Annotated in this window: 12 protein-coding genes; 5 read left to right on the top strand and 7 right to left on the bottom strand. The window is 62.8% G+C overall.

Features of this window, described 5'->3' with window-relative positions; all coding sequences use genetic code 11:
* Positions 1 to 99: 99 nt before the first annotated feature.
* The 4 genes from PQQ52_RS07170 to PQQ52_RS07155 form a co-directional block, all read right to left on the bottom strand.
* A complete protein-coding gene (locus PQQ52_RS07170; RefSeq protein WP_408208432.1) occupies positions 100 to 1,809 on the bottom strand; it encodes an FAD-dependent oxidoreductase in 1,710 nt (569 codons plus the stop codon).
* 93 nt (positions 1,810 to 1,902) lie between these two features.
* Positions 1,903 to 2,895 carry a DedA family protein/thiosulfate sulfurtransferase GlpE gene (locus tag PQQ52_RS07165; protein WP_408208429.1) on the bottom strand — a complete coding sequence of 331 codons (993 nt, stop codon included), beginning with the start codon at positions 2,893 to 2,895 and terminating at the stop codon, positions 1,903 to 1,905.
* Positions 2,896 to 3,233: 338 nt separating this feature from the next.
* Positions 3,234 to 3,485: a hypothetical protein gene (locus PQQ52_RS07160; RefSeq protein ID WP_408208426.1), complete on the bottom strand. Its 252-nt coding sequence runs from the start codon at positions 3,483 to 3,485 to the stop codon at positions 3,234 to 3,236.
* Between the two features lie 474 nt (positions 3,486 to 3,959).
* Positions 3,960 to 5,672, bottom strand: coding sequence for a methyl-accepting chemotaxis protein (locus PQQ52_RS07155; RefSeq protein WP_408208423.1), 1,713 nt, complete (start codon positions 5,670 to 5,672; stop codon positions 3,960 to 3,962).
* 295 nt (positions 5,673 to 5,967) lie between these two features.
* Here PQQ52_RS07155 and PQQ52_RS07150 point away from each other — a divergent pair, with 295 nt between their 5' ends.
* Entirely contained in the window at positions 5,968 to 9,309 is a 3,342-nt protein-coding gene (locus tag PQQ52_RS07150; RefSeq protein ID WP_408208421.1) for an ATP-binding protein, read from the top strand.
* A 237-nt stretch (positions 9,310 to 9,546) separates the two neighbouring features.
* Here PQQ52_RS07150 and PQQ52_RS07145 read toward each other — a convergent pair whose 3' ends face one another.
* From PQQ52_RS07145 to PQQ52_RS07135, 3 genes are all read right to left on the bottom strand, one after another.
* Entirely contained in the window at positions 9,547 to 9,948 is a 402-nt protein-coding gene (locus tag PQQ52_RS07145) for a RidA family protein (RefSeq protein ID WP_408208418.1), read from the bottom strand.
* 120 nt (positions 9,949 to 10,068) lie between these two features.
* A complete protein-coding gene (locus PQQ52_RS07140) occupies positions 10,069 to 11,019 on the bottom strand; it encodes an alpha/beta hydrolase family protein (RefSeq protein ID WP_408208415.1) in 951 nt (316 codons plus the stop codon).
* Positions 11,020 to 11,247: 228 nt separating this feature from the next.
* Positions 11,248 to 12,648, bottom strand: coding sequence for a GntP family permease (locus PQQ52_RS07135; protein ID WP_408208412.1), 1,401 nt, complete (start codon positions 12,646 to 12,648; stop codon positions 11,248 to 11,250).
* 313 nt (positions 12,649 to 12,961) lie between these two features.
* Here PQQ52_RS07135 and PQQ52_RS07130 point away from each other — a divergent pair, with 313 nt between their 5' ends.
* The 4 genes from PQQ52_RS07130 (at position 12,962) to PQQ52_RS07115 (ending at position 16,777) form a co-directional block, all read left to right on the top strand.
* Positions 12,962 to 14,434, top strand: a complete 1,473-nt coding sequence (locus tag PQQ52_RS07130; RefSeq protein ID WP_408208409.1) for a sigma-54 interaction domain-containing protein — start codon at positions 12,962 to 12,964, stop codon at positions 14,432 to 14,434.
* A gap of 87 nt (positions 14,435 to 14,521) precedes the next feature.
* Positions 14,522 to 14,782, top strand: a complete 261-nt coding sequence (locus tag PQQ52_RS07125; RefSeq protein ID WP_408208406.1) for a hypothetical protein — start codon at positions 14,522 to 14,524, stop codon at positions 14,780 to 14,782.
* Between the two features lie 495 nt (positions 14,783 to 15,277).
* Positions 15,278 to 15,481 carry a hypothetical protein gene (locus PQQ52_RS07120; RefSeq protein ID WP_325042680.1) on the top strand — a complete coding sequence of 68 codons (204 nt, stop codon included), beginning with the start codon at positions 15,278 to 15,280 and terminating at the stop codon, positions 15,479 to 15,481.
* Between the two features lie 96 nt (positions 15,482 to 15,577).
* A complete protein-coding gene (locus tag PQQ52_RS07115; protein ID WP_408208403.1) occupies positions 15,578 to 16,777 on the top strand; it encodes a serine hydrolase domain-containing protein in 1,200 nt (399 codons plus the stop codon).
* Positions 16,778 to 16,951 lie beyond the last annotated feature (174 nt).

Genomic DNA, 16,951 nt, shown 5'->3' with positions numbered 1-16,951 from the left:
AAGCAAGACAGGTGCAACCAGTTGAAGGCGTGTGTAACAGCAGATTACCCGCCAGCGCCATTCCGGCGCCGGCGGGGCGTTTCAGACGATTCAGCCGCGTCAGGCGCCCAAAGCCACGGCTTCGCCAGCCGACACCGCCAGCAGTTGGTGAATCTGCGCGACCACCGCCGCGCCTTCCCCGACCGCCGCCGCGACGCGTTTCGTCGACCCGGCGCGCGCGTCACCAATCGCATACACGCCCTCGACAGTCGTAGCGAGATCGCAGACCGCACCGTCCACGCTGGTGCCGGTCAGCACGAAGCCTTTGTCGTCCAGTTCCACGCCGCAGGTGCGCAGCCAGTCGGTATTCGGATCCGCGCCGGTGAAAAGGAACAGATGCCGCGTATCGAAGCTTTGGGTGCCGTCCGGCAGCGGCTTTTTTAACGAGACCGACGCTAGCCCGATTTCGTCCGCCTCGAGCCGGCCGACCTCCGAATGCGGATGCACGAACACATTCGGCAGCGAACGGATGCGGTCGATCAGGTAGCGCGACATGGTGGCTTCAAAGCCGCTTCGGCGGATGAGCACGTGAACCTTGGCCGCGTGCGTCGCCAGATAGACGATCGCCTGGCCCGCCGAATTACCGCCGCCCACCAGCACGATCTCCTGGCGCTTGCACAGCTTGGCCTCGACCGGCGACGCCCAGTAATAAACACCACGCCCATCGAAGCGGTCGAGTCCTTCGAGTGCCGGGCGCCGATAGACCGCACCGCTTGCGATCACAATCGCGCGGGAGGTGATCTGGCCGCCGCACTTGAGCTCCAGCCGATACGGCGACTCCGCGCAATTCAGCGCCTTCACATGGACCGGAATCGCGACGTGCGCGCCGAATTTCTGCGCCTGCACGAACGCACGGCCCGCCAGCGCCTGACCGGAGATGCCGGTCGGAAAGCCGAGATAGTTTTCGATCCGCGCACTGGCGCCCGCCTGGCCGCCCGGCGCGCGGCTGTCGAGCACGATGACCGAGAGGCCCTCGGACGCCGCGTACACGGCCGTGGCGAGGCCGGCCGGCCCCGCGCCGACGATCGCGACGTCGTACACATGCGAATTGTCGAGATCGGGCAGCAAGCCGAGGCAGGTGGCGAGTTCCGGCATGCTCGGGTGACGCAGCACCGAGCCGTCCGGGCAGATCACCAGCGGCATGTCTTCTTTCTGCGCGGCGAATTGCTCGATCAGACGCAGCGCGTCTTCGTCGCGCTCGTCGATGACTGAGTGAGGATGGCCGTTGCGCGACAGGAAGCCTTGCAACATCACGAGCCTGGCGTCACTGCTGTTGCCGATCAGGATCGGGCCGCCCGCACCCTTTTCGATCAGCGAGACGCGCCGCAGGATCAGTGCGCGCATGATGCGCTCGCCCAGTTCGGCCTCGGCGACAATCAATGCGCGCAGTTTGGCCGGCGGAATCAGCAATGCGTCGACCGCGTTAACGGCCATGCCGTTGACCAGCGCGGGCCGTCCGGACAACTGGCCAACTTCGGCGAGAAAATGCCCGGCGCCATGCTCCGCAATCACGACTTCGCGCCCGATGCCATCGCGTTGATAAACCTTCACGCGCCCATTCAACATCACGAACATACCCGGGCCAGTGTGGCCGGTCTCGAACAGCAGCTCACCGGCTTCCCAGTGACCCACTTCGCCAAACCGGCGCAGACGATCGATCTCTGCACACGTGAGTTCGGGGAACATCTGATGCATGCGCGTCGCGAGCGACGAAAACGGTGCGTCGGCGACGACGGTTTGTTGCCCTTCAGCTTCTTGAGTCGACAGCATTGAACCGCTCCTTCTGTGTTCGTCCTGATTGATCGACACGGGGGGCGAAGCGGCGCGGGCGCGCGAGGGCGCCGATATGAATGCGCTGCTGCGCTACACGGCCTTCGGCGCGATATCGTCGACCGCCACGTCGGGCGGCGGCATACCGGGGAGTGCGTCCACCGTCTTGCCCGAGTCGCGCCAGGCTTCCATGCCCCCGCGCAACGGCAGCACGTCGGCGAAACCGGCTTCGTTCATCTGCTTGGCCATCCATGCCGCGGATATTTCATTCGGGCATGAACAGTAGATCACCACCTTCTGATCGTGTGGGTAGGTTGCGACGATCTGGTCGAGTTGCCGTTCGTCGGCGAATTGCGAGCCCGGAATCACGAATGGGTCGAGCGCGCGCTTTTCCTGCGAGCGGATATCGAACAGTACCGGCGTTTTGCCGGCCGCGACCAACGCCGCCAGCTCCTCGACTTCGATCCGCTGGGTCGCGAGCCTGGAAATCAGCTGACGCCGCCGAATCCAGCGATAGGTTGCATACAGGAGCAGCAACGCGACGACCACCAGCGCGGCCGTGCGCCCGAGGCGTCCGGCCATGGCGAACAGCATGTCGATTTGCCGGGCGAACAGCGCACCGATGATCAAACCGGTACCCGACCACAAGGCGGCGCCGACGCCGTCGTAAGTGAGGAACGTGCGATAGCGCGTGCCCATTGCGCCGGCCATTGGAATCGACACGATCGACAGACCCGGCACGAACTTCGCCACTGCCAGCACGCGCACGCCCCAGCGGCCGAAAAAGCGTTCGGTCTTTTTTACACAGGTGTCGCGTGACAGCGAAAGACGGCAGATCGTTTTCAGCGTATTGCCGCCGTATAGACGACCGGCGAGATACCAGGCGCTGTCGCCGATCAGCGTGGCGAAGATCGACAGGATGAGAACCGGCAACAATTGCGTGCCCACCGAACCGGGATGCATGGCCGCCATCGCCCCGAACAGCACGAGCGACGGCATCGCCGGCACCGGCAGCCCGAGCGAGGCGGCCAGCACGTTCGCGAAAACGAGCGCCGGTCCATACTGCTCGACGAGATCATGTAGCATCGGCTTACATCCGCAGCCCTTTCGGGAGCGTCGCAGGTAGGCAAAGCAAAGGAGAATGCAAGGATTATGGACGCATTTTCAGGACGTGCAAACGCCCGGAAAACAGGCCCGCTATTCGGATGTTAAAAGCGCGGCCGCGGCATGCCTGGCGGATTAACAGCGCGGATTAGAGACACGCGCGGAACAAAGTGAAATTGATTGAAGTGCTCGCGGCAAGCGGGCGGCGAATCGCGTCCTACGGACGTCCGCAGGACTTTCTACGGGTCGCAAACCAGAGCTGGCGGGGCAGAAGCGGCGCACGGTATTCGCGCTTGAACGCAATACCGTGCGCGGCGGCTTTACTGACGGTGATTGTGTTGTTCGCCCGGCAACTCCGCGCCATGCGCACGAATCGCCGCAATCAGCTCGGCAGGCGTGATTTCGTAGCGCACTTCGCGGTGAATGCCTGGCTTGCGCTCATCGAGCTCGATCAGAAGAATGCCTTTGCCGTCTTCTGTCGATTCGAGGCGCAGCGAGCGGAGTTCGCGCGCCGTTGCGTCGTCGTATTCGGTGAGGAGGGCCATTGACCCGGAGGACCCGGTAGTGCGCATCGAGTTTGTCCTTGTTCCGTTGTTAATCGAACCATTGTACGGGCCTACTGCCAGGTTCGCGCGCCACCTGTCGTGCCGCGCTCACACCCGGGGAATCTGCCCGTCCACCTATCTGCTTGCCGTGGCGCCGCGCGGTATTGGCCAATAGCTGGCGCGGCCCACCGGGCAGCGCGCGCCGTGGCGCCCGACTGTGACAACCAGTTTAACGCGACTCCCCGCAACGACGGTTGCATTTTTCGTGCCCCTTGGCGGTGCAATCCTTCTCCCTGACTGTCATGGTGCTGACGCGCGCGTCGGTTAGGGCCGGGCTTAACGCGAGAAACAACTGGGAAAAAAATAGCCCGTCCTTGAAGGGACGGGCTGCTAAACGCCGTTGTTACTTGGGTCAGCCGGCCCTTGCAACCAATTGGGCGCTGACACTTCCATCCTGATGCGCCAATTCCACGCTGTCGAGGTGGGGGTAACGCCGATCTATCAGATCAATGTGGATTCTTCCTGCTCGACCTCGTGCGTGATTCCGTGCGCGGCGTCGCGCCTGAATTGGGGCGTCGGCGTGTGTGCCGCATGTAACGCTGCCTGATGCGTGGGTATCTGCCGCGGCGGCTGCGCTGCACGCGGCGCGGGCGTTGCATCGGCGACGGTGAAAAGACGCACCGCTTCGTCCAGCACGTCGGCCTGTTCCGCGAGACGTTGCGCCGTGGCTGCCGCCTGCTCGACCAGCGCGGCGTTCTGCTGCGTGGCGCCGTCGAGATGCGAGACCGCCTGATTGACCTGGCGAATCCCTTCAGCCTGCTCGCTGCTGGCATTCGCCACTTCGACGATGATCGACGACACGCGGCTCACCGCTTCATCAATGACGCGCATCTGTGAGGTCGTGCGTGCAACCCGTTCGGTGCCGAGCGCCACTTCGGTTGCACTCGCTTCGACCACCGATTTGATTTCCTTCGACGACGCCGCGCAACGTTGCGCCAGCATCCGCACTTCGCCCGCGACGACCGCGAATGAGCGGCCCGCTTCGCCCGCGCGCGCCGCTTCGACGGCAGCATTCAGCGCCAGGATGTTGGTCTGGAAGGCGATGCCGTCGATGACGCCCGTGATGTCCGCAATACGCTTCGAGGCCGCTGTGATGCCGGCCATGGTCTGCTCGACCTGACCCGCGATCTTGCCGCCGACGGCTGCCGCCGCTTGCGCGTCTTTCGCCAGATCGAGCGCCCGCACGCTGGCATCGGCGTTGGCCTGCACGGTGGTTGTCAATTGTTCCATCGTGGCGGCGGTTTCTTCGAGCGACGCCGCCTGCAATTCAGTGCGGCGCGCGAGGTCGACATTGCCGCTGGAGATGTCGCGCGCGTTGTCGAGTATGCCGGTGATCTGCGCGCGCACGTCGTAGACGATCGCCGCGAGATTCGCTTTCAGTTGATTCAATGCTTGCAGCACGTCGCCGAGATCGTCGTGACGCGCGATCACCAGATCGGCGGTCAGATCGCCCGCGGCGAGGCGAGTCGCGAAACCGGACATGTCGCGAATCGGTTCGGCGAGCTGCCTTGTCAACACGCGCCAGGAGACGAGGCTGAATGCGGCGGTGACGCCGAACGCAATCCAGAACGGCACGGGCGGTGCGCCGTTCCATGCAGCGAGGCTGGTCAGCAGCAAAGCCAACGGCGTGATCGCATAGCCGATTGCCGCACGCGTCGCGACCGGCAGGCGCATCAGCGATTGCAAACGCCCGAGCATGCCGGTGCGTACCACGACGCCACGATGCAGCTTGAACGCACGCGATTCGCCGGCGCTGATTCGCGCGTACAACGCGTCGGCGGCGCGCACTGCGTCGCGTTCCGGTTTCACGCGTACGCTCAGATAGCCGACCGTCGCGCCTTTGTCGACCACCGGCGTGACGTTCGCGTGCACCCAGTAATGGTCACCGTTCTTGCGGCGGTTCTTGACGAGTGCGGTCCACGGGCGACCGTCGCGGATTGTCGCCCACATGTCGACGAAGGCTTCGCGCGGCATATCCGGATGACGGATCAGATTGTGCGGCTGGCCGATCAGCTCTTCGCGCGTGTAGCCCGAGACAGCGATGAAGGCGGGGTTGCAATACTGGATGCGGCCGGTCAGGTCGGTCGCGGAGACAAGCATCTGTGACGCAGAGAATTCGTACTCGTGCCCGGTGACAGGCTGGTTGTTGCGCATGGCTTTCCTTGCAGGTGCGGACGCGCGGTCGCGCGGTCCTTACAGCTATGCAAGGCATAACGGCATTAACCCCGCGCTCTTTAGGGTTTCCCAGTAAACCACTCAGGTTTATGACGCGCCAAGCCGTTATTGCAGGGTTGTTTGATGCGCGCCGGATGGCCGTGGAAAACGGTGCCGGATGCGTTTCGCCGCGCCTTCAAAAGCGTTACACTGCGCTGTTATAAGGCCTGCAGACGTATCTTGTCGCCTCGACATCCGCAGCGGTCTGCCTGCGCGAATCCGCTACTCAAGCGAGATGATGCAGAAGATCCTCGACCGCACTCAGGAGTCACTGGCCCAGGCGTTCGCTTCGCTCGCGCAAAGCGCGAAGCGTCAACAGCGCTTGTACCTCGCGACGATCGGATCGTTGATGCTGATCGTGGTGGTCTTTGCGGTGGCGCTGGCTGTACTAGCCGCGAACAAGCAACTCGACTACCGGCATGCCTTCGCCACGCAAAACGCTGCTGATATCTCGCTGCTCCTGCATCGGGAAGAGTCATTTCTACGGCGTGCGGAATTCACACTCGACTTTTATGGCGACACCACTGACCCCCAGCGCGTGCCGGATAGCGTCGAGCAATCGGTCCTGCTGACTGGCGTCGCGCGTGGCACGGTCGGGCGGGTCAATGCGCAATTCGACTTGCTGGTTGGCGAAGCAACGCGCAAGGCCTGGGGGCCAGAATTCGGCGCGAAACTATGGCGCTTGTACGAGGCTGCGCAGTCGACGCTAGTGACCCAACAGGCCTTCGAACTAAAACAACACTCAATGCTCCTCGGACTGAACGAGGACTATGCCGCGATTCTGCCGTCGCTCGCTCAAACGGAGACGGGTGCTGGAGCCGCGGCAACGCTGTCGCTGCAACCGGCGGCTGTGAGCACGCTGCGCGAAACGCTCGAACACGAATTGGAAACGCAAACTGGCAGGCGCGTACCGGGCAAGGGGGAGCACCTCTGGCTCGGTCCATATCTGGACCCGCTGCAGGGCGTTCTGGTGATTTCAGCGGTCGCGGCCCATTACATCGGCGATATACCGGTCACGCTGATTACGATGAGTATTCCTGTCGACGCACTTGCGGGCCGCCTCTCCAGACCCACGAGCGAGGGCTCGTTGTTGCTGCTGACAGTCGACCGCCGGGTGATCGTGTCGTCGCCGCCAGTGGACGGACCGACGGCGAAGATGCTGCAGAACGTGCTTGCGCATTCGTCGCCGGATGCTTATCGCTACACCCGTGACGGCGTCATACTCAGCGAGCCGCTCGCGCCCGGCTTCGGCTCGCTGGTCGGCTATGTGTCGTGGCGTGGGTTGATTGCTGCACTCGGTTGGGAGTTGACGGCGCTCGCGTGCCTCACGCTGCTGGTTCTGTCGGCGATCATACTGATGGCGCGTTTTTGGGGGCTGCGCCTGTTGCAAAACTCCTTTGCGGAAACTTCACGCGCGCTGGAAAGCGAAACCATCAATCACATTCTCGTCAGCGCTACGCCAATCGGTTTATGTATCGTTCGGCAAAGCGATTTTTCGATCCTCACGGCCAACGCGCTAGCCGGCGAGTTACTGTGTATCGAACCGGGCGCCAGCCGCTTGCCGCCGCACATCGTCGGCGAGTTCTCGGCGCAGGCGCCGGACAAGCCTTCGGTGACGGCGTTTGCGAAGGTCGCCGCTTTTGTCGCGCCTGCGCGGCCCTTTCCGTCGCAGTTGCATCTATCGCAACCGGTAACGCAACCACAGTCAGACGAAGGCGAAGCGGCGCCCGCGCAATTCCTGCAATTCACCTACGCCGCCGCGCGTTATGCCGACGAGGACGTGCTGTTCTGCGCGATTCTCGACGTGACCGCACAGCATGCGCTCGAACAGCAACTGCGGCTCGCGCAGCAGAGTTCCGAGAGCATGATGCGGGCGCGTTCGAATTTCTTCGCGTCGATGAGCCACGAAATCCGCACGCCGTTGAACGCGCTGCTCGGCAATCTCGAACTATTCGCACGCACGCCCGGCCTTGAAGCCCATAAGCAGCGGCTTGCCACACTGGGTGTGGCGGCGGACGCGTTACGCCGCATCGTCAATGACATTCTCGACTTTTCGAAAATCGATGCCGGCGAGATGAGGCTCATGATTGAATCGTTCCGGCCGATCGACGACTTCGAAAATATCGCGCTTTCCTACGCGCCGATGACGGCGGATCGCGCGATCCGCTTCTATTCGCACCTGTCGCCGACGCTCGATCAGGTCCTGCATGGCGATCGCACGCGCATCGCGCAGATCGTCAACAACCTGTTGAGCAATGCGTTCAAGTTCACGTCGTGCGGCAAGATCACGTTGAATGCCGAAGTGACGGACGACCTGCAAGGCCACCCGATTCTGACCTGCCGGGTTTGCGATTCGGGCATCGGCATGGACCAGGCGCTGGTGGCGCGCATCTTCAATCCGTTCGAGCAGGGCGAGGCCAGCACCTCGAGCCGCTATGGCGGCACGGGTTTGGGTCTGTCGATCTGCGCGCGGCTGTGCGAATTGATGGGTGGGCACATCTCTGTCGAGAGCGTGCTCGGGGTGGGTAGTGCGTTCAGCGCTTCGATACCGCTTGCGTTACCGCCCGATGAATTGCGTGTGCCGGCCGTCGAACCGGCGCGCCGCGGAAGCGTGTTAGTGCTGTGTCAGGAGCGTGAGTCAGGACTATTGCTCGACAGCTGGTTGCAGCGTGCGGGCTGGTCGGCACACGTGGTGACTTCGACGCGTAGTGCGCAGGCCTGGTTACGCGTGAACCGGCCGCAGGCGATGTTGATCACCGGTGAGTACAGTCTCGACGTCATCGCCGGGTTGCGTGCGGTCCAGCCGGTCGGCGCCGCGTGGATTACGCGCACCGGGCCGCATCGTCCCGCAGCGTGTGGCGACGGCGTGCTCGAAGCCACTGAATTCAGCCGGACGGCGATCCTGTCCGCAGTCGAACTCGCGGCCGAGGGCGGGGTGGCTGCCGACAATACTGAGGCGCTCGCCGGCGACGCCGCCGTGGCGCCGCAGCCGACGGTCGATCCGGCGCTGCACGGTCTGACGGTTCTGGTCGCCGAAGACAACCCGCTGATTCAGACCTTGATCGTCGAGCAACTCGATGCACTCGGCTGCTTGCCGACGATCGCCGGCGACGGGCGGCAAGCGTTGGCGGCGTTCGAACAGGGACACTTCGAGGTCGTGCTGACCGATATTCACATGCCGGTCATGGACGGTTACGGATTGCTCGCGGCGTTGCGCCAGGCGCATGCGGACGTGCCGGTGTTGGCCTTTAGCGCGGTCACTGACAATCAGCAGCAGGAAGGCTGGCGCGAGCGCGGCTTTACCGGCTATGTCGCGAAGCCGGCGTCGCTGGGTGAGTTGGAGGCGGCGTTGCTCGCGGCGACGGCGGCGGGGTCGGCAGGTTCGCAGCCGGCGTCGCCAGGTGCGCAGACACCGGTGGCGCCGGCGACCCCGGATGCCGCCAGCGCAACCGCTAATCCGGACGCCACGCTCAGCGCGGACGACAAGACACGTTATACGGCCATGCTCAAGGAGCACTTGCAAAACGATCTGCCGAGGCTGCTGGCGATTGTCGAGCGGGAAGACCGGGAGGCATAGGCGGCTGGGCGCATAGCGCCGGCGGCGCGTTTCTCGTCGTGCAGGAGCGGCAGTTCGCGCAGCAATGCCGTGAGCTGCAGCGGCTATCTGAGAACAGCGAGAGCTGGACGACCGAGATGGACGAACGCGCGATCTCATTGCATGAGGCGGTCTGCGATCGCTTCGGGCTGGATGAAGCGTCGATGCATTGACTCCGGCGGTGGCTACCGGTGCCGCTGTCGCGTTAGCCGCACGGGATCAATCGGGCCGTTTCGCGATGAAGTCGATTTCAACCAGCGCATCGCGTGCGAGCGCGGTCACGCCGATGCAGGTCCTCGCCGGCAGCCTGTCCGCGGGAAAGTAGGCGCGGTAGGTCTCGTTCATCGCCGCATAGTCGCGCTTGAACTCCGTCAGAAAGATGCGTACGGCGACCACGTGTTGCAGTCCCAAGCCGATGCCTTCCAACACGAGCACGAGGTTGTCCATCACGCGTTGCGTCTGCGCGACGACGCCTTCCGGCAGCGGTGCGCTGTCGTCGGTGGGTGAGGTCGGCATCTGGCCGGTGAGGAACACCCAGCCGTCGGCTTCGGTGGCATGGGAGAACGGGCCGACCGGCGTAGGGGCGGACGGGATCATCCAGAAGGCAGGGCTTGAGTTCATGGGGCAGTCGCTTGGCGGACTTCGAGTGTCAAAGCCCTAAACTAACTGACCAAAATTTCGGACGTGAAGTGTCGTCCACGGAATGCCGCTGTAGCGCAATCCGGGCATGAGCCGCGTCGGCTAGGGCGACCCGACCGCACCGTCGGCGTGTGATGAAGGCACGAGGGCGGTTTGCTTCAGTGGGACAATCGGCGCGACGAATTGCTCGAAATGCGGCAACCAGATCGGAATCGCGCGGTCCACCGCGAACATGCCGTGGCCGTCCCGGCCAAACGGTGGCTCGACAACGAGTTCGCCATGTCCTCCTGCCGCCTGGAACGCGCTGAACCAGGTTTTGACGACATCCGGTGCGAAGTACTGATCGTTTTCGACGTAGTGCCATAGCACGGGGACCTGTGTGGTCGAAGCGAACTGGGCCATGGTCTTCGTCATCTGTTCCGGCGCGCAGGGCTGGCCCGGATGCCTGCCTGGGTCCCCGCCTCGACCACCGGAGAAGTTGACCACCGCGACGAGCCCTTTGGGGGCATAGCTCGCGGCCGCTAATGACGCGAAGCCGCCGGCGGATTGCCCAACGAGTATGACGTTGTTGCGATCGACTTGCGGCAGCGTGTCCGCAAACGCAATGGTGGCGAGCAGGTCTTGAGCGGCTTCCCGTCCGGCACTTTCGAAATCCGGGTTCTGACACGAACCGGTGTTTTCCGCATACGAGCCACCGGTTGCGCCATAGCCGCGCCGAATCGGAACGATGACCGCAAAGCCCAGTTGAACAAACTCGCGAATCTGCGCGAGCTTGCGGTAGCGGCCGACCTTGAAGCGATCGCGAGCGTTCGGCGGATTGCCATGGCTCAGGACGATCAGCGGAAACGGACCCGCACCGTCGGGCATATAGGTGGTGGCGACGATGTCTCGCGTGTGCTCGCCGAGCAAGCCGCGCTCGGTCATTGGAACCTGAACGACGGTCTCGTGCAGATCGGTGGCAATCGGATCGCGTTCATCCGCGATTGCGGGCGCCGCAGAACTGGCGAGCGCGACGAGGGCGAAAAGCCCGTGCGCGGTGACCTTATTGATCATTTATATGCCCCGGTTTTGGGTCGCTATTTCACGTGTTTTTATTTCACGCGTCTATAGACAAGCGCCCAAATCAAAACACCGGAATGCGCCGGGGTCAAGCACACTGCAGTCGAGTGTGAAATTGAAATTGAATGGTAAGCGATGCGCAAGCGTTGCGCTTGAAAGTGTGGGGCGCACCGATGTGTCGGCGCGCCCGTTTTGAATCAGCCGACTGTCAAAGCGATAAAGTTAAACCAAGCCGGTCATGTAATAAACCGAGATCACAAAGAAAACCGCCAGGGTCTTGATTACCGTTACTGCAAAGATATCGCGGTACGACTGGCGGTGCGTCAGCCCCGTCACGGCCAGCAGCGTGATCACCGCGCCGTTATGCGGCAGCGTATCCATCCCGCCGCTCGCCATCGCGACGACCCGATGCAACACTTCCATCGGAATATGTGCGGCTTCCGCACCCTTGATGAACGTGTCGGACATGGCCGCAAGCGCGATGCTCATACCGCCCGATGCCGAACCCGTGATCCCCGCAAGCGAGCTCACCGAAACCGCGGCATTGACGAGTGGATTTGGAATGCTCTTCAGCGCGTCGCTGACCACGAGGAAACCCGGCAACGCCGCGATCACGCCGCCAAATCCATACTCCGACGCCGTATTCAACGAAGCCAGCAGCGCGCCCGCCACCGCCGCCTTGGTGCCGACCGCGAAGCGTTCGCGCACACGGCCGAACGCCGTCACCACGACCATCACGATACCGAGCAGCAGCGCGCCTTCAACGGCCCAGATCGCGACGACGCTTTTGATCGTTGTCGTGACTGGCGCATGGATGCCCGGCAGGATGTCCGGTGCAATGGTGTAAGACGCGCCGTACCAGTTCGGAATCCAGCGGGTCAGCAGGAAGTTCGCCACGCCGACTAGCACCAGCGGTGCGACCGCGAGCAACGGATGCGGCAGTTGCTTCGATTCGACGCGCTCCGGCTCGTTGACGAGATCGGTGCCGTAGCCTTCGCCGGTCGCCATCGCCGCGCGGCGGCGCCATTCCAGATACGTGAGGCCAACCACGATGATGAACAGCGAGCCGATTACGCCAAGCGTGGGCGCGGCCCAGGACGTCGTCTTGAAGAAGGTGGTCGGGATGATGTTCTGGATCTGCGGCGTGCCCGGCAACGAATCCATCGTGAACGAGAACGCGCCGAGCGCGATCGCGCCAGGCATCAGGCGTTTCGGAATATTGCTCTGGCGGTACAACTCGGCGGCGAACGGATACACCGCGAACACCACCACGAACAGCGACACGCCGCCATAGGTGAGCAGCGCGCACACCGCGACGATCACCGCATTGGCGCGTGAGCGGCCAATGTAGCGGATGGCCGCGGCCACGATCGACTCCGAAAAGCCAGAGAGTTCGATGACCTTACCGAACACCGCGCCCAGCAGAAACACGGGGAAGTAGAGCTTCACGAAGCCGACCATCTTCTCCATGAAGATGCCGGAGAATACTGGCGCAACCGCGCCAGGGTCGGTCAACAGCACCGCGCCGAGGGCGGCGATCGGCGCGAACAGAATGACGCTGTAGCCGCGATATGCGGCAAACATCAGAAACGCCAGCGCGGCGAGGACGATAACAAAGGACATTGAGTCTCCGAAGCTTGGTTGTTCTACGTGTACGCCGTCTCGATGAATGCAACGGCCCGGCGCCCGCAAATGCAGATTCCGTGCCACGCGCGCCGCAGCGGGCTGGCCATTGATTTCACAGGCAGAAGTTCGAAACGTGATGCGGCCGATTGTACCCAAATGTCTCTAAAACGGGACGTAGATCCTCTGAACATAGGTTGTATTGAGGTTAAACCATTATGTGTAAAGCTTCTTGCTGATCTCGTCGATGAGATAAGCTTGTCTACGAAATGAGACAAACATAAATACAACGATAGCCGGAGACAGCGACACCATGATGAACGACTGGGCAGGCCTGCCTGCCACCTACGGCGACGTGCTCCGCCGGGCGATGGATTCGCTCTTCCGTACGTTCGAGAATTTCAGCGAAGGCACGTTCATCGTCGACGCCGAGGCGCGCGTCGTGTGGATCAACAAGCGCTACGCGGCGCGCTTCGGCTTTTCGGACCCGGAGCAGGCGATTGGCCGGGACTGCGAGGCGGTGATTCCCAACAGCCTGATGCGCGAGGTCGTGAACACCGGCAAACCGATTCTGCTCGACATCCTCGAAACGGACCGCGAGCCGCTTGTCGTGACGCGGCTACCGCTGAAAGACGATGCGGGCGAAACGGTGGGCGCGGTGGGGTTCGCGTTGTTCGATGAGCTGAAGGCGCTCACGCCGCTTTTTTCCCACTACTCGCGCGTGCAGGAGGAACTGATCGCGACGCGTCAGTCGCTCGCACAGGCAAGACGGGCGAAGTACACGTTCGGCAGTTTTGTCGGCACGAGCGCGGCCAGTCTCGAAGTGAAGCGCCAGGCGCGCCGGGCCGCGCAACTCGAGTCACCGGTGTTGTTGCTCGGCGAAACAGGCACGGGCAAGGAACTGCTGGCGCATGCCATTCACGGCGGGTCGGCGCGGGCGAATCAGCCGCTCGTGACAGTCAACGTTGCGGCGATTCCGGACACCCTGCTCGAAGTCGAATTCTTCGGCGCCGCGCCCGGCGCCTATACCGGCGCGGACCGGAAGGGACGTGTCGGCAAGTTCGAACTCGCGAATGGCGGCACGCTGTTTCTCGACGAAATCGGCGACATGCCGCTGCCTTTGCAGGGCAAGCTGTTGCGCGTGTTGCAGGACAAGGAGTTCGAGCCGCTTGGCTCGAACCGGATTGTGCGCGCGGACGTGCGGATCATCGCCGCGACCTCGGCCGATTTGCCGGCACTGGTCGCGGCAGGACGTTTCCGTGCGGACCTGTTTTACCGGCTGAACGTGTTGACGATTCAGGCGCCGGCGCTTCGCGAGCGTTCGTCCGATATCGAAGCGCTGGCCTACGCCATGCTCGAGGATCTGTCGACGCAGGCGCGCGGCGCCAGTCACTTCGAATTGCAGGACGACGCATTGCGGCTGCTGTGTTCGTATGGATGGCCCGGCAATGTGCGCGAGTTGCACAATACGCTGGAACGGGCGGTGATGCTCTCGGACAGCGAGCGGATCGATGCACGTGCGCTGGCGCCGTTCATCGGTTCGGCACATGGGGGCGGTCATCGTCCACACGCGTCCAGTACAGTCCCTGCGGCGCCCGCGTCAGACGCGGCTGCAGAGGCGCCCGAAGCGACGTCGTGGAGCGACGCCATGGCTGCGTTCGAAAAGCGCTACCTGGGCGACGCCTTGCGCGCCAACGGCGGTCGCGTGATCGAGACGGCAATGCAGATCGGTATGGGCCGTGCGACGCTCTATAAGAAGATCGCGGCATACGGTATCGAGGTGTGACAAAGTCCGGCGCCATCGCGCGACGCAGTGTAATTGCCGCGTGGCACAATCGCGTGATCGAAAAACAAGCTGTGATCGGGGTTTCAAATGAAACGCAATCTCTCCTCTTTCGCGCGCCGGGCCTGTGCCGCGCTGGCGCTTCCCGCAATTGCCCTGCTGAGCGGTTGCAGCAGCAGCGCGCCGCTGTTTCTGTCGGACGGCCGCCCGACTACGCTGGTTCAATGCCGGGAAGGCTCCGACTCCTGCTCGCAGCAGGCAAGCGCAGCTTGCGGCGGCGCGTTCGACGTCGTGCGCCAATTCAGCGACAACGGCACGTTCAGTCTGATATACGCCTGCCGGGCGAAATGACGTTGCGCCGGCCAACGGCTGGCGTAACGGATTGACTATTTTCTTCCTTTATTTCGCCGCCCGGCTATGACGGCGGCGTTTCTCCCTCAGCGCGGGTCCCGTTTGAACGGGCCAAACCTGGCCATGACGTCGCGCAATATGCATATGGCCGTCATAAATATCTGCCTCTAATACGCGTTGCCGAAAAGGTTATGATGCCCATTGGATATTTATCTAGCTATTCCCAGACTATTGCTTATACCGTTTGCGCCACCAACAAAGCGCTCCGGTTTCTCCATTAAGCTGAGTCGGTGCGGCACCTAACGGAACGCGAACAATCTTCGCAGTATCCTTAACTGGCCGGCTCAAAGACAAACATATACGCAGATTTTGCCGGATCGCGACGGGCCAGATTAACGACTTAAGAAAGATGTTCCGCTTGAGTGACTGGATGCGGTAATTGCGGCACGTTTTATGCTTTTTAAACGGGTTCAATGAGTAATTCCGGGGAAAACAATGAATCACCGCCAACTCGAAAAAGATATCGAGCATCTTGAACATGTAATCTCGCATATCTCCGCTGAAGACCGTATCCCTCTGTCCTATTGGCGCAATCGCATCGCTTCGGTGTCCGGGGCGGGATTGGTGCCGGCGCAGGCCAGCCGCGTCAAACGGCTCAATGCAGCCCTTTCGGCTTTGGAGAACCGACAGAAAGCGTGATTTGTCCGCGGGGGCGGATGATGACGTGTACCGTCTGATCGGGTAACGTTTTCTGCAAGAATAAGGGAACGTAACGCCCAGAGACTCAGGAGGATCATGCACCCAGCAGGACTATCGGCGACCCGTCTGACGGCGCTCACGAACGCCATGCAAGGCTATGTGGACCGCGGCGAGGTGGCGGGCGTCGTTTCGCTGGTCTGGCGGCGCGGTGAAATCGGCTATTTCGAGTCGCTCGGCTTGCGCGATGAAGCCGCGCAATTGCCCATGGAGCGCGAGACGCTGTTTCGTATCGCGTCGATGACCAAACCGGTTACGAGTGCGGCGATCCTGATGTTGATTGAAGAGGATCGGCTCGCACTCGACACACCGATCTCCTCGTGGCTGCCGGAGCTGGCTGCTCCGGTCGTGCTGCGCGACCCCACCGGCCCGCTCGACGAAACCGACCCGGTCAGAACGCCGCTTACCGTACTCGATCTGCTCACCCATCGCGCCGGTTTTGCTTATCATTTCACCGCTGCCGGTCCGTTGGCGGAGGCATACGCGGCGGCCTTCAACGGCATTGAAGCGCGTGGCGACGCCAGCGCGTGGCTGGGGCGGATCGCGGGCTTGCCGTTGATGTTTCAGCCCGGTTCGCGCTGGCACTACGGTATCGCGACTGACGTCCTCGGCGTGCTGATCGAGCGCGTAAGCGGCATGCGGCTCGGCGACTTCTTCCGGACGCGGATCTTCGAACCGCTCAGCATGCGCGACACGGCGTTCTGGGTGCCCGAGGCGCAGCTCACGCGTTTGGCGACGGCTTATGGCGTCGAGCCGGGCAGTCGGCGGCGCGTGGTCGAAGATCATCCGTCGGCGAGCCGCTGGGCGAATCCCGAGCGGTTCCAGAGCGGCGGTGGCGGCCTTGTCTCGACGGCACAGGACTATCTGCAGTTCGCGCAACTGTTGTTAGGGCGTGGACGCGTCGGTTCGACACGCTTGCTGTCGCATCGCTCGGTCGATTTGATGCGTTCGAATTTTCTGACCCGCGACCAACGCCGCGTGCCGGCGTTCGGTCATGTGCTGTGGGCGGGCCAGGGCTTTGGCCTCGGCTTGTCCGTCGTCGACGATCCTGCGCAGCAGTTGCCGCTGGGTTATCGCTCGCTGGGGTCGTTCGGCTGGCCGGGTGCGTATGGCACAAGCTGGTTCGCCGACCCGGTGGAGGACCTGATCGGTCTTATGCTGATTCAGCGGCGTGCTGTCGAACCATTCCCAATGTCGCTCGATTTCGAACGCCGCGTGTACGATGCGATTGACGATTGAGTGCGTTGGCGTTGGCGTTGGCGTTGGCGTTGGCGTTGGCAGGTGAGCGGGTAACCCGTGGACCGTCGACCGTGGACGGCGGTTAGTCGCAGGCCGTTCCATGCAGGTCGGGTCGCCCTACGCGGGCGCATCCTGGGTGGGCACCCCGTGCCGGTCGCCGCGTGCGGGCCGCCC

The sequence above is a fragment of the Paraburkholderia sediminicola genome (assembly GCF_046030555.1).
Taxonomy (GTDB): Bacteria; Pseudomonadota; Gammaproteobacteria; order Burkholderiales; family Burkholderiaceae; genus Paraburkholderia; species Paraburkholderia sediminicola_E.
The sequence above is the reverse complement of the archived record's forward strand: the minus strand, read 5'-3'. Positions and strand labels throughout refer to the sequence as shown.